Annotated in this window: 26 protein-coding genes and 4 pseudogenes; 19 read left to right on the top strand and 11 right to left on the bottom strand. The window is 66.1% G+C overall.

The genetic code is table 11. The features are described from left to right. Window positions 1-3 precede the first annotated feature (3 nt). The gene (locus J0J10_RS27105) at window positions 4-147 is read right to left on the bottom strand and encodes a hypothetical protein (RefSeq protein ID WP_465247254.1); all 144 of its coding nucleotides are present in this window, start codon (window positions 145-147) and stop codon (window positions 4-6) included. 255 nt (window positions 148-402) lie between these two features. Between J0J10_RS27105 and J0J10_RS24750 the strand changes: the two genes are divergently transcribed. Next, a complete protein-coding gene (locus J0J10_RS24750; RefSeq protein WP_465247253.1) occupies window positions 403-777 on the top strand; it encodes an integrase core domain-containing protein in 375 nt (124 codons plus the stop codon). Window positions 778-804: 27 nt separating this feature from the next. Here J0J10_RS24750 and J0J10_RS24745 read toward each other — a convergent pair whose 3' ends face one another. Genes J0J10_RS24745 through J0J10_RS24715 form a run of 7 tightly spaced genes read right to left on the bottom strand, consistent with a single transcriptional unit; the run spans window position 805 to window position 7,785 of the window. Next, entirely contained in the window at window positions 805-1,563 is a 759-nt protein-coding gene (locus tag J0J10_RS24745; RefSeq protein ID WP_291650030.1) for an IclR family transcriptional regulator, read from the bottom strand. A gap of 28 nt (window positions 1,564-1,591) precedes the next feature. After that, window positions 1,592-2,452, bottom strand: a complete 861-nt coding sequence (locus tag J0J10_RS24740; protein WP_291650028.1) for an HpcH/HpaI aldolase/citrate lyase family protein — start codon at window positions 2,450-2,452, stop codon at window positions 1,592-1,594. Next, window positions 2,452-2,910 (bottom strand): MaoC family dehydratase, encoded by a 459-nt coding sequence (locus J0J10_RS24735; RefSeq protein WP_291650026.1) that lies wholly within the window; start codon window positions 2,908-2,910, stop codon window positions 2,452-2,454. Before J0J10_RS24735 ends, J0J10_RS24740 begins: the two co-directional genes overlap by 1 nt. Before the next feature lie 19 nt (window positions 2,911-2,929). Continuing rightward, complete coding sequence (locus J0J10_RS24730; protein ID WP_291650025.1) at window positions 2,930-4,123, bottom strand: CaiB/BaiF CoA transferase family protein; 1,194 nt, start codon at window positions 4,121-4,123, stop codon at window positions 2,930-2,932. Beyond that, window positions 4,120-5,373 carry an acetyl-CoA hydrolase/transferase family protein gene (locus J0J10_RS24725; RefSeq protein ID WP_291650023.1) on the bottom strand — a complete coding sequence of 418 codons (1,254 nt, stop codon included), beginning with the start codon at window positions 5,371-5,373 and terminating at the stop codon, window positions 4,120-4,122. The genes J0J10_RS24730 and J0J10_RS24725 overlap by 4 nt, the downstream gene beginning before the upstream one ends. Window positions 5,374-5,379: 6 nt before the next feature. Further along, window positions 5,380-6,546 carry an acyl-CoA dehydrogenase family protein gene (locus tag J0J10_RS24720; protein ID WP_291650021.1) on the bottom strand — a complete coding sequence of 389 codons (1,167 nt, stop codon included), beginning with the start codon at window positions 6,544-6,546 and terminating at the stop codon, window positions 5,380-5,382. After that, on the bottom strand, window positions 6,547-7,785 hold the full coding sequence (locus J0J10_RS24715) for a CaiB/BaiF CoA transferase family protein (protein WP_291650020.1): 1,239 nt from the start codon (window positions 7,783-7,785) through the stop codon (window positions 6,547-6,549). A 299-nt stretch (window positions 7,786-8,084) separates the two neighbouring features. Here J0J10_RS24715 and J0J10_RS24710 point away from each other — a divergent pair, with 299 nt between their 5' ends. The 13 genes from J0J10_RS24710 to J0J10_RS24655 all read left to right on the top strand — a co-directional run bounded on the left by J0J10_RS24710 (window position 8,085) and on the right by J0J10_RS24655 (window position 20,564). Next, the gene (locus J0J10_RS24710) at window positions 8,085-9,602 is read left to right on the top strand and encodes an aldehyde dehydrogenase (RefSeq protein WP_291650018.1); all 1,518 of its coding nucleotides are present in this window, start codon (window positions 8,085-8,087) and stop codon (window positions 9,600-9,602) included. A gap of 20 nt (window positions 9,603-9,622) precedes the next feature. Next, the gene (locus tag J0J10_RS24705) at window positions 9,623-10,393 is read left to right on the top strand and encodes an SDR family NAD(P)-dependent oxidoreductase (RefSeq protein ID WP_291650016.1); all 771 of its coding nucleotides are present in this window, start codon (window positions 9,623-9,625) and stop codon (window positions 10,391-10,393) included. Window positions 10,394-10,414: 21 nt separating this feature from the next. Then, a complete protein-coding gene (locus J0J10_RS24700) occupies window positions 10,415-11,467 on the top strand; it encodes an alcohol dehydrogenase (protein ID WP_291650015.1) in 1,053 nt (350 codons plus the stop codon). Window positions 11,468-11,536: 69 nt separating this feature from the next. Beyond that, entirely contained in the window at window positions 11,537-12,757 is a 1,221-nt protein-coding gene (locus J0J10_RS24695; protein ID WP_291650014.1) for an ABC transporter substrate-binding protein, read from the top strand. Between the two features lie 60 nt (window positions 12,758-12,817). Then, the gene (locus J0J10_RS24690; RefSeq protein ID WP_291650012.1) at window positions 12,818-13,693 is read left to right on the top strand and encodes a branched-chain amino acid ABC transporter permease; all 876 of its coding nucleotides are present in this window, start codon (window positions 12,818-12,820) and stop codon (window positions 13,691-13,693) included. Further along, window positions 13,693-14,703 (top strand): branched-chain amino acid ABC transporter permease, encoded by a 1,011-nt coding sequence (locus J0J10_RS24685; protein WP_291650011.1) that lies wholly within the window; start codon window positions 13,693-13,695, stop codon window positions 14,701-14,703. The genes J0J10_RS24690 and J0J10_RS24685 overlap by 1 nt, the downstream gene beginning before the upstream one ends. Next, window positions 14,700-15,431, top strand: a complete 732-nt coding sequence (locus tag J0J10_RS24680) for an ABC transporter ATP-binding protein (RefSeq protein WP_291650010.1) — start codon at window positions 14,700-14,702, stop codon at window positions 15,429-15,431. Before J0J10_RS24685 ends, J0J10_RS24680 begins: the two co-directional genes overlap by 4 nt. After that, entirely contained in the window at window positions 15,428-16,138 is a 711-nt protein-coding gene (locus J0J10_RS24675; protein WP_291650009.1) for an ABC transporter ATP-binding protein, read from the top strand. Before J0J10_RS24680 ends, J0J10_RS24675 begins: the two co-directional genes overlap by 4 nt. Window positions 16,139-16,141: 3 nt before the next feature. Beyond that, window positions 16,142-17,716, top strand: a complete 1,575-nt coding sequence (locus J0J10_RS24670; RefSeq protein ID WP_291650008.1) for an AMP-binding protein — start codon at window positions 16,142-16,144, stop codon at window positions 17,714-17,716. Then, entirely contained in the window at window positions 17,709-18,398 is a 690-nt protein-coding gene (locus J0J10_RS24665) for a nitroreductase (protein WP_291650007.1), read from the top strand. The genes J0J10_RS24670 and J0J10_RS24665 overlap by 8 nt, the downstream gene beginning before the upstream one ends. Window positions 18,399-18,440: 42 nt before the next feature. Continuing rightward, window positions 18,441-19,241, top strand: coding sequence for a crotonase/enoyl-CoA hydratase family protein (locus tag J0J10_RS24660; protein WP_291650006.1), 801 nt, complete (start codon window positions 18,441-18,443; stop codon window positions 19,239-19,241). A gap of 106 nt (window positions 19,242-19,347) precedes the next feature. Continuing rightward, window positions 19,348-19,641: a DUF6455 family protein gene (locus J0J10_RS27065; RefSeq protein ID WP_366826174.1), complete on the top strand. Its 294-nt coding sequence runs from the start codon at window positions 19,348-19,350 to the stop codon at window positions 19,639-19,641. A gap of 548 nt (window positions 19,642-20,189) precedes the next feature. Beyond that, complete coding sequence (locus J0J10_RS24655) at window positions 20,190-20,564, top strand: phasin family protein (protein ID WP_291650005.1); 375 nt, start codon at window positions 20,190-20,192, stop codon at window positions 20,562-20,564. Between the two features lie 441 nt (window positions 20,565-21,005). Here the strand turns inward: J0J10_RS24655 and J0J10_RS24650 are convergent. Then, window positions 21,006-21,432 (bottom strand): annotated as a pseudogene (locus J0J10_RS24650) (transposase domain-containing protein); the annotation flags it as partial. 425 nt (window positions 21,433-21,857) lie between these two features. On the opposite strand from J0J10_RS24650, the gene J0J10_RS24645 reads away from it, so the two are divergent. The 3 genes and pseudogenes from J0J10_RS24645 to J0J10_RS27060 form a co-directional block, all read left to right on the top strand. Further along, window positions 21,858-23,057 carry an AAA family ATPase gene (locus J0J10_RS24645; RefSeq protein WP_291650004.1) on the top strand — a complete coding sequence of 400 codons (1,200 nt, stop codon included), beginning with the start codon at window positions 21,858-21,860 and terminating at the stop codon, window positions 23,055-23,057. 1,136 nt (window positions 23,058-24,193) lie between these two features. Then, window positions 24,194-24,364, top strand: a pseudogene (locus J0J10_RS24640) (ribbon-helix-helix domain-containing protein); the annotation flags it as partial. Between the two features lie 22 nt (window positions 24,365-24,386). After that, a pseudogene (locus J0J10_RS27060) lies at window positions 24,387-24,647 on the top strand (type II toxin-antitoxin system RelE/ParE family toxin); the annotation flags it as partial. Window positions 24,648-24,665: 18 nt separating this feature from the next. Here J0J10_RS27060 and J0J10_RS24635 read toward each other — a convergent pair. Further along, window positions 24,666-24,851, bottom strand: a pseudogene (locus J0J10_RS24635) (transposase); the annotation flags it as partial. Between the two features lie 903 nt (window positions 24,852-25,754). On the opposite strand from J0J10_RS24635, the gene J0J10_RS24630 reads away from it, so the two are divergent. Further along, complete coding sequence (locus J0J10_RS24630; protein WP_291650003.1) at window positions 25,755-25,961, top strand: hypothetical protein; 207 nt, start codon at window positions 25,755-25,757, stop codon at window positions 25,959-25,961. A gap of 10 nt (window positions 25,962-25,971) precedes the next feature. On the opposite strand, the gene J0J10_RS24625 is transcribed toward J0J10_RS24630, so the two are convergent. After that, entirely contained in the window at window positions 25,972-26,250 is a 279-nt protein-coding gene (locus J0J10_RS24625) for a hypothetical protein (RefSeq protein ID WP_291650001.1), read from the bottom strand. Between the two features lie 45 nt (window positions 26,251-26,295). Here J0J10_RS24625 and J0J10_RS24620 point away from each other — a divergent pair. Then, a partial coding sequence (locus J0J10_RS24620; RefSeq protein ID WP_291649999.1) for an FtsX-like permease family protein occupies window positions 26,296-26,674 on the top strand: 379 nt, incomplete at its 3' end.

Raw genomic sequence — 26,674 nt, 5'->3', positions numbered from 1 at the left:
AGATCAGCTGCAGCTCGAGCCTGCCGTCAGAAGCCGGTAAGCGAGCGTGCGATGGTAGTTGCCGGTCGCCTCGAAGCCCACGAGGATCGGTCGTCCGATCGCGGAAAGCGCAGCAGCCAGGCGATCGTAATCCGGCTTGGTCGCCAACACGGTCATCCGCCGGCGTCGACCGCCTTCCGGCCGTTCTATCAGCACCTCCTTGACGGTGCTTGGACATGTCGATCGCTACCAGCACGGCTCCGGTGGGAGTAGAAAAGCGCTTGGTCATGGTCGGCCTCTCTCCAAAGTGTTGTCTCGACAACCTCACTTTAGAGACCGGCTGGCCGGCCATGACCGCCGTGACGGCGCGCTGCGCTACACAAGGCTTCGCGCGCCGTCAACCAACGGTTGAGCCTCTTTCCAATGTGCTACGGCGTTCAGTTCGTCCAGCACGATAAACGAGCCGAGGCTGGCTCCGTCGTCCATATCTTCGGCGGGGTCTGCGCCGAACGTGGCGTCGAGCGCAGGCTCAGCAAGCCGTATCATCCGTGGATCAACGGCCAGGCCGAGCGGATGGTCCGCACCATCAAGGACGCAACCGTCCGCGCCGTCCACTACGGCACCATCAACGAGCTGAGACGCTACGTCCGGGACTGGCTGCTCGCCTACAACTACGCCAAACAGCTCAGGGCGCTTCGGTTCAGAACACCGCTAGGCGCTCTCAAAGCCGTCAACATCGAAAAGTCGAAGCTGTTCCTTCGACAGCCAAACCATGACACGCCGGGACTATACACCTAGCCCGAGGCGACGAAGCAGACCTGTGTGCTAGGCTCCACCGGATGGCGCAGGATTTATCTCCCCCCGGAAGCGCTCGATGGCTGCTCTGAGCGTCGCGGCAATTTCCTCCGCTCTCGGCAGGCAGCGGAACTGCGGACCGGCGACGACGATGGAAAGCCGTCTTTCCGGAAGTGGCAGAGGGCAGGCAATGCCGACCAGATCGCGGCTGTAGTCGCCATCACTGAAATGATAGCCGCGCACCGAAGAGCGCCGCAGCTCCGCTTCGACAGCGTCGATATTACTCGGCGTCGTCGGCGCGTAGCGCTCGAAGGTGATTTTGCGATAAAGCGCATCGCGCTCCGCGACCGAGTATTGCGCCAGGATCGCGCGCCCGGTCGAGCTTGCCTGGATCGGCAGGCGGTGCCCTTCCTGCGCGAAATAGCGGATCGGCGCCTCGGATTCGATGACGTAGATGAAGACTGCATGCGTGCCGGACGGGGCGCCGATCGCCGTCGTCTCTCCGGTTTCCCGCGCGACTTCGGCGACGAGCTGCAGCACAGCCTCGGGCAGCGGCTCGGCGCTCGCGACGGCCTGCGCCATGGCGAGCCAGCGCGGGCTCGGATAGTAGCCGCCCCGCGCGCGCGGCTCGTAGAGATAGCCTTTATCCGCCAGCGTACCGATCAGGTTGAAGGTGCTGGAACGCGGCCAGCCGAGCTCGTCTGAGAGCTCGGCGAGGGTCGCCGGCTTCTGCCGGCGGGCGAAGAACTCGAGCAGTTCGAGAACGTTGGCGGCCTGCTTGACCTGCATGCGCTTCCTTGTCGAATCCCTGTGCCGATCAGCCGGTGCCCAGCGAGGCGAGAATACGCTCGGCCGCCGTGAGATGCGGTTTATCGATCATCTGACCGTCGATTTTCATTACGCCGAGATTGGCGCCACTGCCAAACGCCTGCGCGATGCGCTGTGCCCAGGCGATCTCGTCCTCGCTGGGCCGGAAGGCGGCGTTGACCAGTTCGGCGTGTTTGGGATGGATGATCCCCTTCGCCAGGAAGCCGTCGCGGCGCGCGGCGCGCGCCTCCTGCGCCACGGCGTCGAGGTCGTCGATCGTGGTTGCGACCGTGTCCACCGCGACCACCCCGGCCGCCGCCGCCCCGGCGAGGCAGAGATCACGTGCCAGGCGGTAGGGTGACAACAGCGCCCCGCCCTCACGGTTTGTCGTGGCGCCCAAGGAGGCGGCCAGATCTTCCGCTCCCCACATCATGCCCCAGAGCCGCGGGCTGCAGTCGCGATAGGAGCCGAGACCGAAGAGCGAGCCGGCCGTCTCCGTGACGATGGCGAGGATCTGCGTGCTCCCGGCCGCCAGGCCATGGGCGGCTTCGAAAGCGTCGAGCATATGCCCGAGCCTCCTGACCTGGTCGGGACCGTCGCATTTCGGCAGGGCGATGCCATCCGGCGCATGCGGCATCACCGCCGCGAGGTCGGCCGCCGCGAGCCCGGTGTCGAAGGCGTTGGCGCGGACGAAGAGCTTCTGGCGCCCGCGTGGCGCCTGCAGCATCGTGCCGGTCTCGCGGCGCGCTGTTTCCTTGGCCTCGGCGGCGACGGAATCCTCGAGGTCGAGGATCAGCGCATCGGCTGCACTTTCGCAGGCGCGGGTGAATTTGCGCGCGCTGTCGCCGGGTACGAACAGGAGGCTGCGCATCAGGCGGCCTCCTTGCTGCGGTGGATCATCGCCATACGCCGGCAGATCGCCACCACCTCGCCGTGCTGGTTGAGGCATTCATGCTCGAACTCGACGAGCCCGACCGAGGGACGCGACTTGCTGATGCGCTTGCCGACGACCTTGGTGCGCGAGCGCAGGGTGTCGCCATGGAAGACCGGCTTCGGGAAGCGCACATCGCTCATGCCGAGATTGCCGACGGTGGTGCCGAGCGTGGTATCGTAGACGCTCATGCCGATCATGATCCCGAGCGTGTAGAGGCTGTTGAACAGCGGCTGGCCCCATTCGGTCTTGGCCGAGAAATCCGCGTCGACATGGAGTGGTTGCGGGTTCAGCGTCATCAGGCTGAAACCGATATTGTCCTGCTCGGTGACGGTGCGCGAGAAGGCATGCTCGAAGAGCTGACCCTCCTCGAATTCCTCATAATAGCGTCCGGCCATGGGCGTTTTTCCTTTGGATTCAGGGAACGGGTGTCGGGATATTTGCGGCGGCGCGGATCACGCCCGCGCCTTCCAGCTGGCTGATCTCGTCGGGGCTGACGCCCCAATCGGCGAGCGCGGCGCGGCCGCTCGCGCCGGGTTCCTCCGCCGGAGTGGGAATCGCCGCTGGCGTGCGGCTGAAGCGCGGTGCGGGCGCCGGCTGTACTACGCCCGCGAGCGTGACGAACATGCCGCGCGCCTGCGCATGCGGATGAAGCGGCGCCTCGGCCAATGACAGCACAGGCGCGAAACACGCGTCGCTCCCTTCCAGCCGGGCTCGCCATTCCTCCCGGCTGCGTTCGGCGAAACGTTCGGCGAGCAGTTTTCGGGCCGCCGGCCAGGCGGCAGTGTCCGCCATGTCAGGGAAGTCCTCCGGCGCGAAGCCGATCCGCTGGAGAAGCACCTGGCGGAATTTCGGCTCGATCGGGGCGATGGTGATCCATTCGCCATCGGCACAGCGATAGGTCTCGTAATGCGGGGCACCGGAATCGAGTAGGTTGGTGCCGCGCTCGGGCTGGTGCAGCCCGGCCGCTGCAAGCCCGTAAAGGCTCGCCATCAGCGTCGCCGTGCCCTCGACCATGGCAGCGTCGACAATCTGGCCGCGGCCCGAGCCGCGCGCCTCGAGCAGCGCGCAGACCAGGCCGAAGGCGAGCAGCATCGCCCCGCCTCCATAATCGCCGATCAGGTTAAGCGGGATCGTCGGCGCTTCGCCTTGGCGGCCGATCGCCGAAAGGGCGCCGGCGAGCGCGATATAGTTGAGATCGTGCCCGGCCGCCTTCGCCAGCGGGCCGTCCTGCCCCCAGCCGGTGACGCGGCCATAGACGAGCTTCGGATTGCCGGCGAGGCAGGTCTCCGGGCCGAGGCCGAGCCGTTCCATCGTGCCCGGGCGAAAACCCTCGATCAGGGCATCGGCTCGCGTGACAAGGTCGAGCGCCAGTGCCACGCCATCGGGACGCTTGAGGTCGAGCGCGAGCGAGCGCCGGCCGCGACGCGTGACGTCGAAGCGCGGCGCGCGGGCGATGCCGAGGCCACTCGGTTCCAACCGGTCGATGATCACGATCTCGGCGCCGAGATCGGCGAGCAGCATGCCCGCCATCGGTGTCGGGCCGATGCCGGCGAATTCGACGATCCTGATGCCGGCGAGCGGCCCGCGAGGACTAGCAACTGGCGTCACGACGCCCCTCCCTCGCGCAGGGCGCGCTCGAGCATTTCGCGGTGCTGCGGCGCGGCGATCGCGATCAGCGCCCGCACGCGCTCCGCTGCGCCCAGATGCGCGAGTTCGGCGACGCCGTATTCGGTCACGACCGTATCGACATCGGCCCGGCCGATCGTCACCGCCTGGACCCGCGGCACGATCCGCGAGCGTTCGCCGCTGCGATCGGTGGCGCGAAGGACGAGAATGGCGCGCCCGTTCGGCGCAAGCTGCGCACCGCGGGTGAAATCGACGAGGCCGCCGGTGCCGCCGACGGGCTGGCCGTCGGCGCGCTCGGCATTGACCTGCCCGAGCAGGTCGACCTCGATCCCCGAATTGATCGTGACGAGGCGCTCCTGACGGGCGAGCGTGCCGATGGCGTGGGTATGCGCGGCCGGCCGGAGCGCGAAGGCCGGATTGCCGTCGATCATGTTGAAGAGCCGCTGCGTGGCGATGACGAGATTGCCGACGCTGATGCCCGGCTCCAGCGTCTTGCGGGCGTTGGTGACGACGCCGCGCGCGATCAGCCCGGCCATCCGGTCGGCGAGAACGCCGGAATGGATACCGAGATCGCGATGGCCTTCGAGCGCGTCGAGCACCGCGTCGGGCAGCGCGCCGACACCGATCTGGATCGTGGCGCCGTCCGGGACGAGCCCGGCGACATAGCGGGCGATCGCCGCCTCGGTTTCGCCCGAGGGCGCCGAGGCAGCCTCTACTAGGTCGGTTTCCGTTTCCACTGCGGCATCGATGCGCAGCTCCGGATCCAGCTCGGCGCCTACACACCAGGGCGCGCGCGCATTGACCTGCGCGATCACGCAGCGGGCATGGCGCGCCGCCGCCAGCACGTAATCATTGGCGAGCGTCGCGCAGTAGCCACCCGGTCCCTGGGCCAGTTGGAGCAGCACGACGTCGGCGCGGATCGCACCGGAGGCGAAGCCCGCCTCGAGCGCGCTGTAATGCAGCGGCCAGACATCGAGTTGGCCCCGGCGCGCCAGGCGGGCCGCGCGCCCCATGGCGCCATAGCCGGCGAACGCCATCGTCTCCGGCGCATGGTCGAAGCTGGTCGAGACGACCGTGCCGACGAAGGTTTCGAACGGTCCGACAGCGGCATGGGCAGCCGGCAGCGCCGCTGCCAGCAAGGACGGTTCGGCGCAGGTCTGCGCGCACAGCACCCGATCTCCCGGCCGGATGAAGGCCGAAAGGTCGGGTGCCGCTGGATCGAGAGTCCGCATGATCACTCAGTAGGATTTGGGCAGGCCGAGCACCTTCTCCGCGATGAAGCAGAGCACGAGCTGCGGGCTGATCGGGGCGATCCGCGGAATCATCACCTCGCGCAGATAGCGCTCGACATGGAATTCCTTGGCATAGCCATAGCCGCCATGGGTCATGACCGCCTGCTGGCAGGCATTGAAGCCGGCTTCGCCCGCAAGGTACTTCGCGGCATTGGCGCTGGCGCCGCAGGGCAGGCCGCTGTCATATTCCCAGGCGGCGCGCATGATCATCAGCCAGGCCGCCTCAAGCTCCATCCAATTCTGCGCTAGCGGATGCTGGATCGCCTGGTTCTGCCCGATCGGCCGGTTGAAGACGATGCGCTCCTTGGCATAGGCGGTGGCGCGGGCGAGCGCGAGCCGGCCGAGCCCGACGGCTTCGGCCGCGATCAGCACACGCTCCGGGTTCATGCCATGCAGGATGTACTCGAAGCCGCGGCCTTCCTCGCCGATCCGGTCCTCGACCGGGATTTCCAGCCCTTCGATGAAGAGCTCGTTCGAGTCGACGATCTTGCGCCCCATCTTCTCGATCTCGTGGACCTTGATCCGCGAGCGATCGAAATCGGTGTAGAACAGGCTGAGCCCATGGGTCGGCTTGGTCACCTCCTCCAGCGGCGTCGTGCGTGCCAAGAGCAGGATCTTGTCGGCGACCTGGGCCGTCGAGATCCAGACCTTCTGGCCGTCGACGACATAGCCGTCGCCCTTCCTGACAGCGCGCGTCTTGAGCTGCGTCGTGTTGAGCCCGGTGTTCGGCTCCGTGACGGCGAAGCAGGCCTTTTCGCGCCCCTGAACCATCGGCGGCAGCATCCGCTGCTTCTGCTCCTCGGTGCCGTGGACCAGAACGGGATTGAGGCCGAAGATATTGATGTGCAGGCACGAGGCGCCGGACATTCCGGCCCCGGATTCGGCGATGGTGCGCATCATGATCGCCGCCTCGGTGATCCCAAGCCCCGAGCCGCCATAGGCTTCGGGGATGCAGATGCCGAGCCAGCCGGCATCGGCGAAGGCGGCGTAGAAATCGTTCGGGAAACCGCCCTCGCGATCGCGCTTCAGCCAGTAGTCATCCCCGAAGCGCTTGCAGATGCCGGAGATCGCATCGCGGATCGCCTCCTGCTCGTCGGTCAGTCTGAAGTCCATCTAGGCGCTCCGTCGCTTGTCTGCGGATGAGGTGGCAGGCGGCTCCGGCACCAGCATGATGCCGCGCACCCGGAGGTCGGCGACCGCTTCTTCGCTGAAACCGGCCTCCCGAAGGATTTCGACCCCGTCCTCGCCCTGGCGCGGCGGCAGCCGCTGAATCTCGGCCGGCGTCCGCGACCAGGAGACGGCCAGCGGCAAAAGGCGCAGCGTCCCCTCGGTCGGGTGCTCGACCGTCCGGAAGAAACCGGTCTGGGTCAGATGCGGGTCGTTCAGCACGCTTTCGAAGTCGTGCATCGGCATCGAGGGGATGTCGGCGCGCTCGAGCAGGGCGAGCCACTCCTCGGTCGTGCGCTCCAGGAAGATGCGCGCGAGCTCGCCATAGACATGGTCGATATTGCGGCTGCGCTCGGTGAAGGTCGCGAAGCGCGGGTCGCGCTGTGGCAGGTCCGCCTGGCCGATCGCGCCCAGAAAGCTGGTCCACTGCTTGTCGGTATAGACCAGCGCGCAGACATGGCCGTTCTTGGTCTGGTAGGGACGCCGCTGCGGTGAGAGCTGGCGCGGATAGCCGCCACGGTCGAGGGCAGGTTCGAAGCTCAGCCCGGCGAGATGATCGCCGAGCACGAAGCCGACCATCGTCTCGAACATCGGGATGTCGACCTGCTGCCCGAGGCCCGTGCGGTCGCGATTGACCAGGGTCGCGCAAATGGCGCCGACAGCCGCGAGCCCGACGACGCGATCGGCGATGGCGGAAGGAACATAGCGCGGCGTGCCGTCGCCGGCCTTCGCGATCAGATGCGACATCACCGAGCCGCCCTGAATGAGGTCGTCATAGGCGGGCTTGGCGGCATAGGGGCCGGTTTGGCCGAAGCCGAACATGCCGGCATAGACCAGACGCGGATTGAGCTCGGCCAGCGTCTCATAGCCGAGCCCGAGCCGGCGCATCGCCTGCGGACGTATATTGTAGACCAGCACGTCCGCATCCGAGGCGAGGCGGAGCAGCGCCGCATGTCCGTCGGGCTGTTTCAGGTCGAGGCAGATGCTGCGCTTGTTGCGGTTGGCGTTGAGGTAGATCGCGCCCATTCCGGCATGGCGATAGGGCGGGATCTGGCGCGTGACATCGCCATCGGGCGCCTCGACCTTGATCACGTCGGCGCCCATGTCGCCCAGCATCTGTGTTGCTGAGGGTCCCATGAGCACGGAGGTCATGTCGATGATCTTGATGCCTGCAAGCGGCCCCATCTCGGCTCCCGTCCCATTTCGCGCGCCGGGTTCATGTGGCGCGTTGAATGTTCATATACAGGAATTATTTGTCTCGGAAATAGCCAATCTTGGCCAGAGCGAGACAATTATGCGCGGCAGTGCAGCAAGAATTTTGTGCGATGCGACAGAGTTTGACTAGCCGTGATTTGATAATAAGTGCTGATATTACATAGGCTTGTCGATTTTCGATTTCTGCACCGCTGGTTGGTTTCGGGCTTGACGAAAAAATTCATGTGCGTGTACAAGTTGTCCATCCAAGAAGCAGGTTGGAGCGGATGATGGCGACAGCGTTCAGGCAGCCCACCCCGGAATCCGGGTCGGAGCTGCGCCGATACGAGCGTCTCTTCATCGGCGGCGAATGGGTCGCTCCCCTCGATGGCGGCATCGTCGACAGCATTGACCCGTCCAACGGAAAGCCCTGGGCGCGCGTCGCCTTCGGTGGGCCGCGTGACATCGACCGGGCGGTCGTCGCAGCGCGCGCCGCATTCGAAGGGCCGTGGCGGCGGATGCCGGGCTGGGAGCGCGCCGCCCTGCTGCGACGCCTGGCGGATCTCTATCGCGAGGCGGCGCCCGAGATGGCGATCCTCGAGACGCGCGATTCCGGCCGTGCGATTCGTGAATCGCGCAACGATCTCGGCGCGCATCATCACTGGTTCCAGTGGTTCGCGTCGCTGGCCGACAAGATCTCCGGGCGGACGATCCCGATCGACGACTCCGTCCACTGCTTCACGACACGCCTGCCGGTCGGTGTCGTCGGTGCGATCACGCCGTGGAACGCGCCGATGCTGACGACGGTCTGGAAAGTCGCTCCGGCACTCGCCGCGGGCTGCACTGTCGTGCTCAAGCCGGCCGAGCAGACGCCGGTGACGGCGCTCGAGCTGGCCCGCCTGATCGAGAAGGCGGGTTTTCCGCCAGGCGTGTTCAATGTCGTGCCCGGCTATGGCCATGACACCGGCGCCCATCTCGTCGCCCATCCCGGTGTCGACAAGATCGCCTTCACCGGCGAGGGCCGCACCGCCAAAGCGATCCTGCGCGCCGGTGCCGACAATCTGAAGCGCTTCTCCTTCGAGCTCGGCGGCAAGGCACCGCACATCATCTTCGCCGACGCCGATATCGACCAGGCGATCAACGCCGCGACCTCTTCGGCCTGGGCGGTCTGCGGCCAGAGCTGCGCGCTCGGCTCACGCGTGCTGGTCGAGCGGCCGATCTACGACCGCGTCGTCGAGGCCTTCTCGGAGCGTGCGCGCAAGGTTCGTGTCGGCCGCCCGCTCGACGAGGCGACGCATATGGGCCCGCAGGCCCATGCCGAGCAACTCGCCAAGACCCTGTCCTATATCGACATCGGTCGCTCCGAAGGGGCCGCGCTGGTCGCCGGCGGGCGCCGGCTGGAGGATGGCGCGCTGGCCGAGGGCTTCTACGTGGAACCGACCGTCTTCGCCAATGTCGCCAACGACATGCGGATCGCCCGCGAGGAGATCTTCGGGCCGGTCGCCTCGCTGATCCCCTTCTCCGGCGAGGATGAGGCGATCGCGATCGCCAATGATACGACCTATGGCCTGACGGCCGGCCTCTGGACCCGCGACATCGGCCGCGCCCACCGCGTCTCCGCCCGGATCCAGGCCGGCATCGTCTGGGTCAATACCTACCGCTATATCCGCTGGTCGACGCCCTATGGCGGCTTCAAGGCGAGCGGCTGGGGGCGCGAGAACGGGCTCGAAGCGCTCGACAACTACCTGGAAACGCGGACGACCGTCGTCAGCACAACCGGGCAGTTTCCCGACGCCTACGCTCAATAAGATCTGCGGAGGAAACGAACATGCGTCTGGCTGGGAAGCTCGCCGTCGTCACGGCGGCGGCGTCGGGAATGGGGAAGGCGGGCGTCGAGCTCTTCCTGCGCGAAGGCGCGAAGGTGCTCGCCATCGACGTCAACGCGGCGGCTTTGGCAAAGCTCGCCGAAGAGGCGAGGGGGCGAGGGCAGAGCGTCGAGACGCTGCAGGCCGATCTTTCGCGCCAGGAAGTCATGCGCAGTTCCGTCCACGAAGCGGCGGCGCGCCTGGGCGGCATCGACGTGATGTGGGCCCATGCCGGCATTCCCGGGCCGGCCGGCATCGAGGATCTCGACCTTGCCGCCTATGGCCGCGCAATGGCGCTGAATGTCGACTCGGCCGCCCTGGCCGCGGGCGAGGTCATCAAGCATATGCGCAAGCGCGGCGGCGGCTCGCTGATCTTCACAGCCTCGGTCTCGGGGCTGGTTGGCTCGATGTTCAGTCCGGTTTATTCAGCCGGCAAATTCGCGGTGGTCGGTCTGACCAAATCGCTCGCCCAGACCTTCGCGCCCGACAAGGTCCGCGTGAACGTGATCTGTCCCGGGCTGACCGATACGCCGATGGCGACCAATTTCACCAGCCGCTCCGGCGATCTCGCGGAAGCCGCAGCTAACGAGAAGAAGCTGCTCGCAGCCGTGCCGCTCGGACGGCTCTGTCGTCCCGAAGAGATCGCCCATGCGGCGCTCTGGCTCGCCTCTGACGATGCCTCCTTCGTCACCGGCGTCGCTCTGCCGGTCGATGGCGGCTTCACGGCGCGCTGAAAGAAGGGAACGGAGCCGGCCATGCGCTTTTTCTGCATCGAGGAATTCGGCGCGCCGCTGGCGGCGGCGGAGAAGCCGCAGCCGGTCCCGGTCGGTCGCGAGGTGGTGATCAAGGTCAAGGCGGCCGGCGTCTGCCATAGCGACATTCATCTCTGGGAAGGCGGTTACGACCTCGGCGCCGGCCGCAAGCTTTCGCTCAAGGATCGCGGCGTCGCCCTGCCGATCACGATGGGGCACGAGACCGTCGGCGAGGTGGTTGCGCTCGGGCCAGAGGTCGAGGGGGTCGGCATCGGCGAGCGCTGCCTCGCCTATCCCTGGATCGGTTGCGGCCAATGCCAGACCTGCCGGGACGGGTTCGAGAACTATTGCGCCAAGGCGGGCTATCTCGGCGTCCATCGCGACGGCGGCTATGCCGAATATCTGCGCGTGCCGGATGCGCGCTATCTCCTGCCGATCGGCGATCTCGATCCGGCACAGGTCGCCCCTCTCGCCTGCTCGGGCGTGACGACCTATAGCGCCCTGAAGAAGCTCGGCGATCAGATCACGCGCCAGCCGGTCCTGGTCATCGGCGCCGGCGGGCTGGGGCTGATGTGCATCCAGATCCTGCGCGCGCTTGGCGGCGTGGGCGCCGTGCTCGTCGATCTCGATCCGGCCAAGCGGGCCTCGGCCCTGGAGGCCGGGGCTCTCGCCGCGATCGACGGCGCCGCTCCCGATGCGCTCGCGCAGATCGCAGCGGCGATCGGCGGTCCCGCTCAATCGGCCGTGGACCTCGTCGGCAACGAGAAGTCGGCCGCGCTCGGCTTCGATGCCCTGGCCAAGGGCGGCACGCTCGTCATCGTCGGGCTCTTCGGCGGAACCGCGCCCTGGTCGCTGCCGCTGATCCCGATGAAGGCAGCCCGTATCCAGGGCAGCCTGGTCGGCAACCTCGCCGAACTGCGCGAGCTCGTCGCGCTTGCACGCGAGGGCAAGATCGCGCCGATCCCGGTCACCCGGCTGCCGCTCGAAGCCGCCAATGACGCGCTGCTCGGACTGCGCGAGGGCCGCTTCGTCGGTCGCGCCGTGCTGTGTCCATGAGCTGAAGATCCGAACCGAGCGGCGGGCAGCAGAACCCGCCGCCGCATTCACGAGAGAGGGAACGCAATCATGACGAAGTTCACGATCGATCGCCGGCAGACCCTTCTGATGGGAGCTGCGATCGCGATGCCCGCCATCATCCCCTCGCGCGGGCGCGCCGCGACGGAGGCGCTGAAGATCGGCGTGCTCGTGCCGACGACCGGTGTCCATGCCTCGGACGGTATCCGCATGCTCAAGGCGCATCAGCTCGCGGCCAAGATGATCAATGAGTCGGGCGGCATCAAATCGCTCGGCGGCGCCAAGCTCGAGCTCATCGTCACCGATATCCAGTCGAAGCCCGAGGTTTCGCGCGCCGAGGCGGAACGCCTGATCAGCCGCGAGCGGGTGAGCGCCCTGACCGGAGCCTGGGCCTCCGCGACGACGATCCCCGCGGCGCAGATCGCCGATCGCAACCGCACGCCCTTCATGATCACCAGCGCCGTCAACGACGCGCTGACCGAGCAAGGCATGAAATACGTTTTCCGCACGGCGGTGAAGGCGAAGTGGTTCGGTGGCTATATCGCCGACTTCCTCGACTATCAGAAGTCGAAGGGCGTTCCCGTCGCCAAGCTCGCGCTCGCGACCGAGGACGGGCCGGCCGGCCAGGCAGTGCGCACCAACTACACCTCCGTCATGCCGGGGCGCGGCTATCCGATCGTGGCGGACGAGACCTTCCGCACCGGCACGCCGGACTTCAGCACCATCGCGACCAAGCTGCGCACCAGCGGCGCCGACGGGCTGCTGACCTGCGCCTATGCCGAGGATTCGACGGTGCTGCTGCGCGCGCTCGCCGCGCAGAACTTCCGGCCGCTCTATGTCGGCTTTGGCGGCGCGCATGTGAACCAGACGGTGCTCGCCGCCGGCAAGCCGAGCGACCGCACCTTCGGCGTCGTCGAATGGTCGCCGGACCTCAACAAGCCCGCCAGCCTGGCCTTCGTGAAGGCCTTCGCCGAGGCGCATCCCGGCGAGACGCCGCTCAGCAACCAGGCCCAGGCCTTCGTCGCGACCTATGCGCTGGCGCTCGCGGCGGACGCCGCCAAGTCGACCGACCGCAACGCGATCCGCGAGGCGCTGACCTCGCTGAAGATCACCGATGGTCCAGCGGCGGTGTTGCCGGCCCCCGTGCTCTCCTTCGACGAGCAGGGCCAGTCGCCCGCGACCTGCGTGATCGTCCAGGCGATCGACGGCAAGTTCGTCACGGTCTGGCCGGAGGCAGTCGCCGTTCGTCCGCCGGCGCCCGTCCAGGGCTGATCATTACGCCCAGCCGCGCCTTCGCCGGCAATGGCGGAGGCGCGCCGCGCGAGGAGTCGCATGTCGAGCACAATCTTCCTCCAGGCCCTGCTCAGCGGGCTGACCAACGGGGCGATCTACGCGCTCGTCGCCGTGGGGCTGACGCTGGTCTTCGGCGTCATGCGCATCGTCAACTTCGCCCATGGCGAATTCCTGATGCTCGCCATGTATGGCGGCTATCTCGCCTTCACCTTCCTCGGCGTCGACCCGATCCTCGCGGTCTTCCTGGTCGCTCCGGTGCTTATGCTGATGGGCTATCTGCTCTTCGACGGCTTGATCCGCCCGGCGCTCAAGGTGCCGGAGATCAACCAGATGGCGGTGACGCTCGGCCTGTCGCTCCTGTTGCAATATCTCGCGCTCGTCGTTTTCAAGGCCGATAACCTGCTGGTGACGCAGGAGCGCTCCACCGCCAGCATCTGGCTCGGCCCCGTGCTGATCCAGATGCCGCAGGCGATCGCCGCGCTTGCCTCGGTGATCCTGCTCGGCCTGTTCTACCTGACCCTGCGCAAGACCGATCTCGGCCTCATCATGCGCGTCGTCTCGCAGTCGCGCGACGGGGCGGCGCTGTCCGGCATCGACATCAGCGGCACTTATCGCTGGGCGATGGCGATCGGGCTCGGCACGCTCGGCATCGCTGGGCCGCTGATGGTCTCGGCGCTCTATGTCAACCCGCATGTCGGCCAGCTCTTCACGCTGAAGGCCTTCGTGATCGTCATCGTCGGCGGCATGGGCTCCTTCGGCGGCGTGCTGATCGGCGCGCTGCTGGTCGGCGTCGCCGAAAGCCTCGCCGCCTCCTGGCTGACCGCCTCGGTTGCCGCCGCGGTGCCGTTCGCGCTGTTGATCCTGGTCATGCTGCTGCGGCCGGAAGGTCTCGTCCCCGCGGGAGGATCGCGCTGATGCTTCGTCGCTTCCTTCCCGCTCTGGTGCCGACCCTGCTCGCCATCGCGGCGTTCTGCGCCAGCCTCAGCGATCCGTATTTCATGGAGATCTTCATCATGGTTGGGCTGATCGGCACCGTTGCCGTCGCCTGGAACCTGATGGCGGGCTTTACCGGCCTGGTCTCGCTCGGCCACTCGCTGTTCTTCGGCATCGGCGCCTACACCGTCGCCTACGGACAGGTCGGCTTCGGGCTGGGTCCGCTCGCGACCTGGCCGATCGCCGCCCTGCTGGCGCTGGCGAGCGCGCTCTTCATCGGCCTGCTCTGCTTCCGCTATGGCCTGCGCGGCTATTTCTTCTCGATCGCGACCCTCGCCTTCAGCGAGGTCGCCTTCCTGCTCGTCTCGGCGACGCTCTGGCTCGGCCGCTCCGACGGCATGATGCTGCCCTCGTCCCCGGACGCACTGCGTTATCTGCAGTTCGACCATAAATGGCCCTATGGCCTGATCATCGTCGGCTTCCTGGCGCTGACGCTCTTCATTTCGCAGGCCGTGCTCACGGCGCGGCCGGGCTATTACTGGCGTGCGCTGCGCGACAATGAGGGCGCGGCGGAAGCTCTCGGCGTGCCGGCCATGCGCTACAAGCTGCTGGTTTTCGCACTCAGCGCCGTCGTGACCGCGATCGGTGGTGCGATCTTCGCCAATACCTTCGCCTTCGTCGATCCGCGCTCGACGCTGGGCGTGGAACTCTCGATCCAGCTCCTCGTCTTCGGCATCATCGGCGGCCTCGGGCTGCTCTGGGGCCCGCTGCTCGGCGCCGCCTTGCTGATCCCGGCCGGCGAATTGTTGCGGAACTATCTCGGCTCCGGTTTCCACGGCGTCAACATCGTCGCCTATGCGCTGTTGCTGATCGTGCTGGCGCTGCTGCTGCCGCAGGGCCTCGGCGGTGTGCTGGCGGCGCGCCTGCGGCGACGGGCGCCGGAGAAGCCGGCCGCAGATGCCAAGGCTCTCGCCATGGAGGCTGCACAGTGAGCACACAGCAGCCTCTGCTCGCGGTCACCGGGCTCGGCAAGTCGTTCGGCGGCCTCAAGGCGGTATCGGATGTCAGCTTCGAGGTGATGCCGGGCGAGATCTTCGGCATCATCGGGCCGAACGGAGCGGGCAAGACCACGCTGTTCAACTGCCTGTCCGGCCTGCTCCCGCTCTCCTCCGGCGCCGTGCATCTCGACGGCCGGCGGATCGACGGCATGCGCCCGCATGATATTTGCCGGCTCGGCCTCGCCCGGACCTTCCAGATCGTGCGGCCCTTCCAGGGGATGAGCGTTCTGGAGAACGTCAAGGTCGCCGCCTTCGGCCGACATCCGGCCTCCGCTGACGCCGAGCATCACGCGCATCTGGCGTTGAGGCGGATCGGCATGGATCACCTCGCCGATCTCGATGCCGAGCGGCTCAGCGTCGCCGAGATGCGCCGCCTCGAGATCGCGCGCGCCATCGCCACGGAGCCACGGCTTCTGCTGCTCGACGAGATGCTTGCCGGGCTCACGGCGACGGAAGCTGCCGCCCTGTGCGACCAGATCCGGCGCATCAATGCAGAGGGCGTCACCATCCTCATGGTGGAGCATTCCGTACCGATCATCAGCCAGCTCTGCGGCAACGCCATCGTGCTCAATTTCGGCGAGATGCTGGCGAGTGGCACCACCCGCGCGGTGCTGGCCGATGCCCGGGTGCAGGAAGCCTATCTCGGGAGTGCCGTGTCGTGAGCCGCCTCGTCCTGCAAGGCGTCGCCGCCGGTTACGGCAAGGCCAACGTCATCCGCGGCATCGATCTCACCATCGAGCGCGGCCGGCGCGTCGCCCTGGTCGGCTCCAACGGTGCCGGCAAGAGCACGATCGTCAAGACGATCAACGGCCTGCTGCCGACCCGGACCGGCACGGTAGACTGGGATGGAGCGACGCTCGGGGCGATGAAGGCGTCCGACCGCACGCGCGCCGGCATCGGCACCGTCCCGGAGGGGCGCATGCTGTTCCCCGAATGCACGGTGACCGAGAACCTGGTCGCGGCGAGCACCTTCGGTGCGGCACGGGCGCATCGCGAGGAGGGACTCGCGCGCGTCTACGAGCTGTTCCCGCGACTGCGCGAACGCGCCGGCCAGCGTGCCGGCACGCTCTCGGGCGGCGAGCAGCAGATGGTCGCGATCGGCCGGGCACTGATGACGCGCCCGCGCCTGCTCGTCCTCGACGAGCCCTCGATCGGCCTCGCGCCCAAGGTCGTCGCGGAAATCTTCGAGGTGCTGAGCGCCCTGACCCGGGAGGGACTGAGCCTTCTTCTGGTCGAGCAGAACGTACAACTCAGCCTGCGCTCGGTCGACGAAGCCTATGTGCTGCGCCAGGGCGAGATCGTCCTGCGCGGCCCGGCGGCAGCGCTTCTCGACGATCCGCAGGTCCGCGCCGCCTATCTCGGACAATAGCCAATGAACATCGCCTCGCTCCTCATCCGCGCCGCAAAGGTCCGGCCCGACCGGGTCGCCGTCTTCGAGGGCGAGCGGCCGGTCTGGCGCTATCGTGAGCTGGCCTCGCACTCGGCGCGGATCGCCGCCGGCCTGGTCGCGCGCCATGGCCTCGGGCCCGGCGACCGTGTCGCGCTGGTGATGCGCAACTGCCCGGCCTATCTCGCCTTGCTGTTCGCCTGCTGGCGCGCCGGGCTGGTCACCGTACCGGTCAATGCCAAGCTGCATGCCCGCGAGATCGCCCATATCCTCGACGATTCCGGCGCCAGCCTGGTCTTCGTCACGGCCGACCTTTCGGCGACGGTCGCGGACGCGCTCGGCTTCATGCAGCAGCGGGTGCCTCTGGTGCTGCCGGCCGACGAGATCGAGGCGAGCGAACTCGCCGGCTTCGACGAAGCGGCGCAGCGGGAGGTCGAGGCCGGCGACCCAGCCTGGCTATTCTATACCAGCGGCACGACCGGGCGCTCGAAGGGAGCCGTGCTCTCCCATCGCAACCTGATGGCGATGACCAGCGGCTACCTTTCGGAAGTCGATCATGTCGCGCCGGGAGACTGCATCCTGCATCCGGCGCCGCTCTCGCATGGCTCGGGCATCTACGCCATTCCGCATGTCGCGGCGATGGCGGCGCAGGTCGTGCCGGAAAGCGGGCGCTTCGACCCGGTGGAACTCGCCGCGCTGCTGCGGGCCCATCGCGGCTGCGCCTTCTTCGCGGCGCCGACCATCGTGACACGGCTGATGAATGCCGGCGTGATCGGCGATGCCGAACGACGCGGCCTGAAGACGATCATCTATGGCGGCGGCCCGATGTATGTCGAGGACAGCCGGCGGGCGCTGGAGGTCTTCGGCCAGCGCCTCGTCCAGATCTACGGCCAGGGCGAGAGCCCGATGACGATCACCGTCCTGCCACGCAGCCTGCACGCCGACCCCGGCGACGGGCAGCTCGACCACCGGCTCGGCTCGGTCGGCTATGCGCAGGCGATCGTGTCACTGCGCATAGCCGGCGAAGACGGCCAGTCGCTCCCCACCGGCGCGGTCGGCGAGGTGCTGGTGCGTGGCGACAGCGTGATGAGCGGCTACTGGAACAATCCGCAGGCCACGGGGGCGGCGCTGCGCGATGGCTGGCTTCATACCGGCGATCTCGGCTCGCTCGACGAGGGCGGCCTGCTGACGCTCAAGGATCGCTCGAAGGACGTCATCATCTCCGGCGGCGTCAACATCTACCCGCGCGAGGTCGAGGAGGTGCTGCTGCGCCACCCGGATGTCGCCGAGGTCGCTGTGCTCGGCCGCCGGCATGCCGACTGGGGCGAGGAGGTCGTGGCCGCAGTGAGCGTGCGCAATCGCGCGACGATCGATCGGACCGAACTCGACCGGCTCTGCGATGAGCACATCGCCCGCTTCAAGCGGCCGAAGCACTACCTCTTCTTCGAAGCCTTACCAAAGAACTCCTATGGCAAGATCCTCAAGACCGAGCTGCGGACGCTGGTCGCCGACAGGGAAGCGACGGCCGGGGGCGATGCGGGGAAGTCCGGCCATGGCTGAGCCGGCGACCTCCGTGACGGTGTCGGAGGCGATCGAGCGCCGCATGTCCGTGCGGGCCTTCAGCGATCGGCCGGTCGCCGAAGGCAAAGTTCGAGACATCCTCGATCGTGCGCGCCGTTCGCCCTCGACCGGCAATCTCCAGCCCTGGCACGTCTATGCCGTCGGTGGCGAGCGCCTCGTTGCGCTGAAGCGGTTGATCGCCGAGAAGCTCGCGCGCGACCCCGCGGGCGAGCCGCTCGAATTCGCCTCCTACCCATCGCCGCTCTGGGAGCCGCTGCGGGCGCGTCGCGCCGCAGCCGGGCGCCTGCGTTACGAGGCCTTCGGCTTCGCCGACAAGGACGGCAGCGGCCTCTCCGAACTCCTGCGCCGGAATTTCGACTTCTTTGGCGCGCCGGTCGGGCTGTTCTTCTATCTCGACGCCCGGGTCGGGCCGCCGCAATGGGCGGATCTCGGCATGTTCCTGCAATCGCTCATGCTGCTGGCGGTCGAGGAGGGGCTCGACACCTGCCCGCAGCAGGTCTGGGGCAGCTGGAACGCGACGCTGAGGGATTTCCTCGGCGTGCCGGACGGGCGGACGCTCTTCTGCGGCATGTCGCTCGGCTATCGGGATGCCAGCCATCCCTGCATTGCGGCGAGGACCGAACGGGCAGCGATGTCCGAGTTCGCCTCCTTCGCCTGGTAGCCTGTCCCTCGCCCCTCCGTCTCCACGAACCCGGAACCTACGATGTCTGAACCAGTCCTCTACGACGTCGACCCCGAAGGCATCTGCCTGCTGACGCTGAACCGGCCGGAGACGCGTAACGCGATCTCGGATGCGGATGTCGTTGAGGCGCTGCTGGCGGCGCTCCAGCGGCTCGAGCGCGACGACGCGGTGCGCGTCGCGATCCTCACCGGTGCGGGCAGCGCTTTCTCCTCCGGCGGTAATCTGCGGGCGATGGGCTCCGGCAGTGGCCTGCGCGATCCCGACCCGCTGAACACCCGCCGCAATTACCGAAACGGCATCCAGAGGCTACCGCTCGCTTTCGAGGCGCTGGACGTGCCGGTGATCGCTGCGGTGAACGGGCCGGCCATGGGCGCCGGCTGCGACCTGACCTTGATGTGCGACCTGCGCATAGGCTCGACCAATGCCCGCTTCGCCGAGAATTTCGTCAAACTCGGGCTGATCGCCGGTGATGGCGGCAGTTGGCTGCTGCCCCGCATCGTCGGCTTCTCGAAGGCCTGCGAAATGGCCCTGACCGGCGACCCGGTCGAGGCCGCCGAGGCGCTCGCCATCGGCCTGGTCTCGGCCGTCACCGAGCCGGAGGAACTCCTGCCGGCGGCCAAGGCACTTGCCCGCCGCATCGCCACAAATCCGCGCCACGCCGTGCGCATGACCAAGCGCCTGCTCAGGTCGTCCTGCGCCGCGCGGCTCGATACCGTGCTGGACATGGCAGCGCCCATGCAGGCGCTGGCTCACGACACGCAGGATCATCGCGATGCGGTGGAAAGGCTGAGATATAGCGACCGGCGCTGTCGATTTCGTTGATCTCGGACAATCTCGGGATTTTCGGCTCACATCCGCCCATCGCCTTTCTTTGCTCCCGGTCAATGAACCCGGAGGCCGGTCTGCTACGCTCCCCGATCATCGCGGTATGGGGAGGCTCATGTTCATGAGAGTCCTGGGACAAGGCCAGTCACGCTGGTGGCCGATCTTCGAGCGCGTCCAGAGACAGGCGCATCTCTTCGGAGAAATGATGGAGCATACCGGGGCCGCCTCCGGAGCGGCCGCGAGAGACGGACGCGGAGTAGCCTTTGCCGCGGCCGCGCGGCGCTGCTTGGCCTGTCCGCATGCAGGCGAATGCCGCAACTGGCTCGATCACACTGCAGGAAGCGAGGCGCCGCCCTTCTGCCCGAACGCCGACTACCTGTCTCGCGTCAAAGCCTGACTCAGGCAGGGGCGTTGACGGGCAAGCGGGCAGAAGGCCCCTCAAGGCGCACTGGAGCGAGGTCGGCGTCTTCGCGGGGTTTGCCGGCGACGGGCCCGAGGAAGCGAAGCGCGAAGTCCTGAAGCACTGCTCGACCGGTTGCTGGCCAGCGGTCTGCTTTCGAGTTCGCCTGGGGCGCAGGTTGGATCGTTCCTGTTCCAAGCCGGCCAGCAAGTCCAACGGCAGCGGCATCGGACGACCTGAAGGGATGCCTCGCGCTTTCGGGCGCGCCGTTGCCGAGATGGCCGAGGTGCGGGGCTGGTGCCAAGCTCGAGCGCGAATTTCTCGACGGCGAGATCGCGGCGGAGACACGATCATCAACACTTAAACGGTTACGCTCAAAACGGTCTACGTATTTTGCATTGCAGCATATACTTGCTATTCATTCTGCATCGCACGATATGGTTGCAAGGCTCGCCGATAATCTCTTTCTATCAACCTCGAGGCGATACGTCGATCCGTTTCGGCCGATCACCAAAAGCCGCACACAAGGCGCGCAGGAGAAGATGATGATCCAGCAGTTCGAGACTTTTCAGAAGGCTTCCAAAGATAATCTCGACGCAGCTCTCAAGGCTTTTGACGCCACCTCCAAGGGTGTGCAGACCATCGCCGCCGAGACCACCGACTATGCCAAGAAGTCCTTCGAGGCCGGCACCGCCGCCATCGAGAAGCTCGCTGGCGTGAAGTCCTTCGACAAGGTCCTTGAGATCCAGGCCGACTACGTCAAGAGCTCGTTCGAAGACGCGGTCGCCCAGTTCACCAAGATAGGCGAGTTCTATGTGGCTCTCGCCAAAAACACCTATACGCCGTTCAAGGGCGCCATCGCGAAGGCCGCTCCGGTTGCTGCCGCTGCTGTTGCAGCCGCTACCAAGCAGGCAGCCTGATTTCGTCTGGCCGCCGCAAGGCGGCCGGGCTATCCATGGTTTCCGTCTTCCCCGGCGTCGAGATCCAGGTCGTAGGCCTACTCTACGTGCCGGCGAGTTTTCACACTCCCCCGATGGTGTCGCCACCCTGCGGAAGCTTGATCTTCGCTTCATGCCTTGCCTCTTGGAGTGCAGCCGTCTGCTGCGGCCGGCTCCAAGATAGGCTGCAAAACGACACCGCCAGCACCGAGAGCAACGCAAGCGCCGACGCGGGGATGAGCACGGCCTAAGCTGGGCGCTCGATAATACGATGTCCTCTGCCAGGATCAGGCTCCATTCGGCCGCTAACGAGCGCGCGCCGAACCCGAGGAAGCCGAGAGCTGCTAGCGCGAGCGCGATACCCGGCAGGTGCAGCATGGCGTGGCAAGATACGGGCTCGACCACCTCCGGCAGAATATAGCGGCAGGCCGCAGGCGGATCGATGACGACGCGCTCGCGCTCAATATCGTCTGGCCAGAGCCTGCGCACCGGCCGCTTGCGCGTGAAGGCTCGGACGGTCTGGGTCTTCGCCGTCGCGGCGGTCGCAGCAAGCCCGTCCTTGCTCGCCACGGAGACGAACTCCTCGAGTTTCTGCTCCAATTGGTTGGTCGATCAGACGCGCCGGGCGCTCCGGGCGCGGCCCATAGATCTCGCGCTTTAGCTTCTCGATGCGCAGTTCGAGATGCGCGATCAGCGCGCCGCGGTCGGACAGCTGCGCCTGCGCGTTGGCGGCACCCGCGACAGCGATGTCCCGTTCAGCCTCGACCTGAAGCCGGGCTTCACGCTCGGCCAACAGCCCCTGGTAGGCGCTGGCAAGGTCCAGAGGGAGATCATTCGGCTTCGAAGTCACAAAGCCATTCAATCAGATTGGGACAGATGCTTAATCAGATAATGCTATCCAATACGCGTCTGACGTCATGTTTTTTGCGGGCTTCTCCAGTCTATTCCCGACAAGAGATAGCTCAGCTGTGTCGTCAATATCGTAATGCTCCCGTCCGTCGGCGATGACCAGATCATCACCAACCTCAGTTTCTCTGGTTTTGGCGATAAATTCTTAACCACCCATGCACGCTAAGCGTCAGTCATATCTCAATCCATTCTCGTTTCGATGGGCACCAGCGGCCGTGTTGTGCGGCAGCTCGCACGTGCGACTTGCAATGCGCCTCCGCACCTGACCGAAAGCTCACTGGCATCATGACTAACCCTGTTTCTTCCACAGCGCCGATTTTTCCTGCCCCGGAACCTTACCGAGCTCTTGAAGGAGCGCGTTTGCCCATGCGCGAGTTTCTGTTCGGGCCGGCGTACCAGAAGGAACAGGTCACCCTGACTATTGCCGGTGGTGGTACCGGGAAGACCTCGCTCTGCATCGCCGAGGCCGTCGCGATGGCATCCGGAACCGACTTCCTCGAAACACCGACGCGTCCATTACGCGTCTGGATCTACAATGGCGAGGAGCCGCTTGATGAACTCGACCGACGGGTGAGGGCTGCGGCGATCGCCCAGGGGCTCGATCATGCCGAATTGCGCGAGTCGCTCTTCGTGAATTCGGGCCGGGGAGCCAAGCGCATCGACCTTTCCAAGTCGGTGCAGAACAAGGGGATGCAGGTCAACGACGAACTTGTCAGGAGCCTGATCGACAGCATCCGCGGTCGGATCGATGTCGTCATCGTCGATCCGTTCATCTCGACGCATTCGATCTCGGAGAACGACAATTCTGGCATCGACATGATGGCGAAGGCCTGGGCGAGGATCGCGGAGGAGGGCGGGTGTGCCGTCCATCTCGTGCATCACACGTCCAAGGGCGGCAGCAGCGATAGTGCCGATGCCAGTCGCGGCGCGAGTTCGCTTGCCGCGGCGGCGCGGTATGTTCGCAACCTTGCGCAGATGAGCGGGGCGGAGGCCAGAACCTCTGGTGTCGGGGAAGAAGAGCGCCAGAGCCACGTCGCCATCCGCGTGACCAAGCAGAACAACACCGCGGTGGCCGGAACCCGCTGGATCAGGCTCAGCGCGGTCGCGATCGGGAACGACCCCGATTCCGGAAAACCCGGCGACATCGTCGGCGTCGTTCAGCCGTTCAAGCCAAAAGTCGTGGAGGTCGATCTCACCGAATGGGCCTCTGCGGCGCTGGATGCGCTGGGTGATTCCAGACATGTTTACAATTTCGGCTCTGAAAAATGGTTCGGCTTCGCGGTGGCCGATCAGCTCGGCATCGACGGCAAGGCGAACCGCAGGCAGATCGAGAGCCTCATCGACTTCATGCTGAATCTCGCAGCCATCGAAACCTATAACGATCCGGGCAAGAATACTCGGGAGCGGTTGTGCATCAGGGGCGTGGGACCTTACGCCACCATGCGAAAGGAAGTCGCTGCGACGCCAGCTTCCAGGCGCGTCGCGGCTGGCAAGCGTAAAGCCGCTGCGGACGCGCTGTCGACGTCAGATCGTGAAGATGATCCGGTGGCGGTAGAGGAAGCATGAGCACCAGGGGCGATCACGCGACAATGGCGCTGTGATCCAAGCTCCCTGCGGCCGGCCAGCTCGCGGTTGCACAGATCAAGCCGTGTCGAGTGGGAGGGGCGAGGTCGCTCATCGTCGCGAACAGATCGCCCCCATCCCTCGCGCCCCTCTGTCGGGGTCTCTCTGGGACGGCTCGGGCGGCTGCCCGAGCCGTAGACATGATACAAGCTCTAGCGTCCAGGCGAAGACTCCACCACCACCTCCTCCCCTTACCAGGGGAGGAGGTGGTGGTGGAGATGAGCGTCTGGGCGCTGAGACGGCTGTCCGCAGCCAACCTCCTTTGGTTGCCGGCGCGCTTGCATCAAGCCCACCACCACCCGCTCACCCCCTGTCCAGGGGTGAGCGGGTGGTGGTGGGTCGGATGACGAGCGGCAGCATCGGTTTGCGTGCGCGGTTGCCGTGGTGGCTTCGGAAGAAGAGGGGCGCGAGGGAGGGGTGAGGACTGAACGAGAAGTCTCTGCTGCCAATTCTGTTCCGGTTTGCCTGGGAGGCCGTTCTGCCCCTTCAGCAGGCGGACGCGGGCGGTTGACACTGGGCTACCGCCGTGCACGCGCAGGGGGCAGAGGTCGAGCCTCCCTGGACCGGCGTCACCTGCTGGCGAAGGAGTTTCCCCATTTTCCCCTCGCTCTTTCATGCCAAAGGTCGGAAGAAACCCCCTGCCTGGTGAGGTAGGCGCGAGGGGAAGGTGATGGAGGCGGAGTAGCAAGGCCCTTCCATCCTTTCCTCGCGCTCATCGTCGCGGGGAACAAGCCGACCCTCTCGGGCACTCGTCGCCTCGGAGGAGCTGCGGGAATCGCCAGAGCCACCGGCGCGGCTTTCATGATCATGGTCTTGAAAGCCGAGACGGCGCCGCGGTCACGAACATGGACGGGATAAGTCGCAATCAGGGCCTCCGGTGCGCATTCCCTCGCGCTTCCTTCGTGGGAAGGAGCCTGCGCGAAAGCCTCACATGCCCAAATCATCGATACGCTTTTGGCAAAGATTGTCATCTGTGGTAGCGTCCACAGTGAATGGAGGAGCCGATGGCGACGATGAATGTGTCCTTGCCTGAGCTGATGAAGGCCTGGGTCGAACGCTAGGCGACAGGCGGCCGAAACGGCAACGCGAGCGACTATGTCCGGGATCTGATCCGCAAGGATCAGCAGCGGGCGGAAGCGATCGCGGCACTGCAGGCCGCCATCACCGAAGGGGTCGAAAGCGGAGAGCCGCAGCCCCTCGACGTCGACGCATTCAAATTGCGTATGCGCGAGCGTCAAGCCGTTAGGTAGCGGAGCCCGCTATAGGCTCACGCCTCGGACACTGGACGATCTCGACGAAATCTGGCGTTTCTCCGCGGAGAATTGGTCGACCGCGCAGGCCGACCGCTATGTCGACGCCTTGGCCCAGCTGTTCGAAACGATCGCCACCATGCCGACATTGGCGCGGGAGCGCGCCGAGTTCACGCCGCCCGTGCGGGTTCACAGGCATGAAGCCCATGTGATCGTCTACACCGTCGCCGCGGATCACGTTGTCCAGCGACATCCTTGCCGACGGGGCGGCCATACGTTTTAGAATGCTGCGCCCCGCCTAGAGCTTGGCGACCTCACGCCGCAAACGCTCGATCTCAAGCTGCTCCGGCCTCATCTGGCTGTGGCCAGGAAAGGCCTGCCCCGGATCGGCGGCAAACTCCTACACCCTTTTGCGCAGGACGTTCTCATGGAGGTCGAGATCCCGCGCTTCCAGCGCGACGCTCCCCGCGCGACGCTCCCCGCGCACGCCATTAACGCCCCGCTGGGGCCTGCCGGGCTGTAAGGCTGCTGTAAGGCGGGCCGGCATAAGGTCCTCTCACGGAACGAGCCGGCCGCGACGGTCGGATGGATGGAGAGAGGAGAAGCCGGTGACCAAGTAGGACCTGAACAACATCGCCCTGACCGACGACGAACTCGAGGTTGCTGCTGGCGGCGCCGGCCAGTGGGTCGCTCCGACCCGCGGTCAATGGTGGGTCTGGCAGGTGAGCCAGTCCTCTGCCTCTGGAAATCCCGCTGCTCTCAGCGCGTCCGCCGAGCAAAAGAATGGCACCGCGCGCTGCGAGGTAAGCGATGGTAAGAGCCACTACTACAAGTTCGACGGCAGCAAGGAAGTCCTCGTCGGCATCCGCTGATGCTGATGCCAGGTCTATCGCCGCGTGCCTCTCCGTTTCAGTCGACCAGGTCGGCCCAGACGATTCCGATGTCGATCTCCCGCGTCCGAGGTCGCTGGGGTCTCCTCGGCGTCTGGCGGCTCGTTTTCATTGTCGACCAAGGCGGCCCGAAGCACCGTGAGCAGCTGCCTGATCTTGCCGATCGGCTCTCCGCAGTCTTGGCAGCTAAGGACGGCCTGGTCGTCCGTCCATTCCGGAATCTCGATGATGACCGCGCCGCACTGATCGCAGGCAAATACTGGAGGTAGGGGCTCGGTAGCCAAGACACACCCTCATTTTGGCGCCGCGCCCGAAAACATACCCGCTCAATGCAGATTTGTACCCCCCATTTGGGGTAGGCCTAAAGGCTAAGAGAGCAGTCTGGCCGCCTGCCAGCCCGTCTCCTTCATCGGCCGTTCTCGCTCACACGGACTTGGCCTTCTTGCGTTTGCGGCCGCCCGCGCTACATCTGCCGCCGACTATGCCTACAGGAAGCCCAGATGCCTTTTAGCTCGCTGACCGGCCCGGTCGACCTCGCGCGCGCCCACGCGGCGCTTGAGGCAGCGTGGACTGATATTAAGACCCGGAAGCCTATCATCGACGAGCGCGAGCGCGATCGGCTGGCCGTCATCGTGGCCAGCCTCGCGCCACTGGCAATGGATGAGGAAGACCTTGCCCAGCGGGCGGTCGAGAAGTTCAGGGCCTGAGATAGCCTGATCAGCCGCCGCGATACCCTCGGAGGTGCTCGACAGCTTCCTTCTCCAGCGAAGCGACGAGTTCATGGTACTCGCGAAGCCGTTCGTCTCGTTCCGGCTGCGTCGAGCGGGACCAGTGCGCGATGGCTGCGGAAGCCAGTCCATAGGCCTCGCAGAGCTCCAGAAAGCCGTCATCGGTCGCGGTCGCGATTGCAAGACGGTGTTCCGGCAGCCTCGACTTCAGGCGTTGGCGGCCGTTCTCGCCTAGTTCCGTCCCGGAGGTCGCTGTGAGTCCGTGCATGGTCTCAGAACGCTGACAATGTGCGGGCGTTCCGTCGATTGTACTTTGGGTCAGCCCGCCGACTGCGCCTTGAGCTGCCTGAACCTCGCGCTCCTGCTCGTCGTATCCGCCGTGATCATCGCCCTGATCATCTACACCATGACCATGGAGAAGACGAAGCAGATCGCCACGCTGAAACTGATCGGCGCCCCGGACAGAACTATCATCGGGATGATCGTTCAGCAGGCGCTGGCGCTTGGTCTCATCGGATTTTCCATTGGTGCCACGCTGATCGTCGGCATCAGCGACCATTTTCCGCGCCGCGTGATCCTCGAAGCCGACAACATGTTCGCGCTCGGCCTCGTCGTGGTGGTCGTGTGCCTGATCGCGAGTGGCCTCGGGGTTCGCGCAGCGCTCCGGGTGGACCCCGCGACCGCATTGGGGA

It is taken from the genome of Allobosea sp. (genome assembly GCF_017308075.1).
Taxonomy (GTDB): domain Bacteria; phylum Pseudomonadota; class Alphaproteobacteria; order Rhizobiales; family Beijerinckiaceae; genus Allobosea.
The sequence above is the reverse complement of the archived record's forward strand: the minus strand, read 5'-3'. Positions and strand labels throughout refer to the sequence as shown.

Coding starts and splice junctions, on each gene's coding strand:
- J0J10_RS24750 (WP_465247253.1), top strand. CDS start 403: ATGTGCTACGGCGTTCAGTTCGTCCAGCACGATAAACGAGCCGAGGCT.
- J0J10_RS24745 (WP_291650030.1), bottom strand. CDS start 1,563: ATGCAGGTCAAGCAGGCCGCCAACGTTCTCGAACTGCTCGAGTTCTTC.
- J0J10_RS24740 (WP_291650028.1), bottom strand. CDS start 2,452: ATGCGCAGCCTCCTGTTCGTACCCGGCGACAGCGCGCGCAAATTCACC.
- J0J10_RS24735 (WP_291650026.1), bottom strand. CDS start 2,910: ATGGCCGGACGCTATTATGAGGAATTCGAGGAGGGTCAGCTCTTCGAG.
- J0J10_RS24725 (WP_291650023.1), bottom strand. CDS start 5,373: ATGCGGACTCTCGATCCAGCGGCACCCGACCTTTCGGCCTTCATCCGG.
- J0J10_RS24720 (WP_291650021.1), bottom strand. CDS start 6,546: ATGGACTTCAGACTGACCGACGAGCAGGAGGCGATCCGCGATGCGATC.
- J0J10_RS24715 (WP_291650020.1), bottom strand. CDS start 7,785: ATGGGGCCGCTTGCAGGCATCAAGATCATCGACATGACCTCCGTGCTC.
- J0J10_RS24710 (WP_291650018.1), top strand. CDS start 8,085: ATGGCGACAGCGTTCAGGCAGCCCACCCCGGAATCCGGGTCGGAGCTG.
- J0J10_RS24705 (WP_291650016.1), top strand. CDS start 9,623: ATGCGTCTGGCTGGGAAGCTCGCCGTCGTCACGGCGGCGGCGTCGGGA.
- J0J10_RS24700 (WP_291650015.1), top strand. CDS start 10,415: ATGCGCTTTTTCTGCATCGAGGAATTCGGCGCGCCGCTGGCGGCGGCG.
- J0J10_RS24695 (WP_291650014.1), top strand. CDS start 11,537: ATGACGAAGTTCACGATCGATCGCCGGCAGACCCTTCTGATGGGAGCT.
- J0J10_RS24690 (WP_291650012.1), top strand. CDS start 12,818: ATGTCGAGCACAATCTTCCTCCAGGCCCTGCTCAGCGGGCTGACCAAC.
- J0J10_RS24685 (WP_291650011.1), top strand. CDS start 13,693: ATGCTTCGTCGCTTCCTTCCCGCTCTGGTGCCGACCCTGCTCGCCATC.
- J0J10_RS24670 (WP_291650008.1), top strand. CDS start 16,142: ATGAACATCGCCTCGCTCCTCATCCGCGCCGCAAAGGTCCGGCCCGAC.
- J0J10_RS24665 (WP_291650007.1), top strand. CDS start 17,709: ATGGCTGAGCCGGCGACCTCCGTGACGGTGTCGGAGGCGATCGAGCGC.
- J0J10_RS24660 (WP_291650006.1), top strand. CDS start 18,441: ATGTCTGAACCAGTCCTCTACGACGTCGACCCCGAAGGCATCTGCCTG.
- J0J10_RS27065 (WP_366826174.1), top strand. CDS start 19,348: ATGGGGAGGCTCATGTTCATGAGAGTCCTGGGACAAGGCCAGTCACGC.
- J0J10_RS24655 (WP_291650005.1), top strand. CDS start 20,190: ATGATCCAGCAGTTCGAGACTTTTCAGAAGGCTTCCAAAGATAATCTC.
- J0J10_RS24645 (WP_291650004.1), top strand. CDS start 21,858: ATGCGCGAGTTTCTGTTCGGGCCGGCGTACCAGAAGGAACAGGTCACC.
- J0J10_RS24630 (WP_291650003.1), top strand. CDS start 25,755: ATGCCTTTTAGCTCGCTGACCGGCCCGGTCGACCTCGCGCGCGCCCAC.
- J0J10_RS24625 (WP_291650001.1), bottom strand. CDS start 26,250: ATGCACGGACTCACAGCGACCTCCGGGACGGAACTAGGCGAGAACGGC.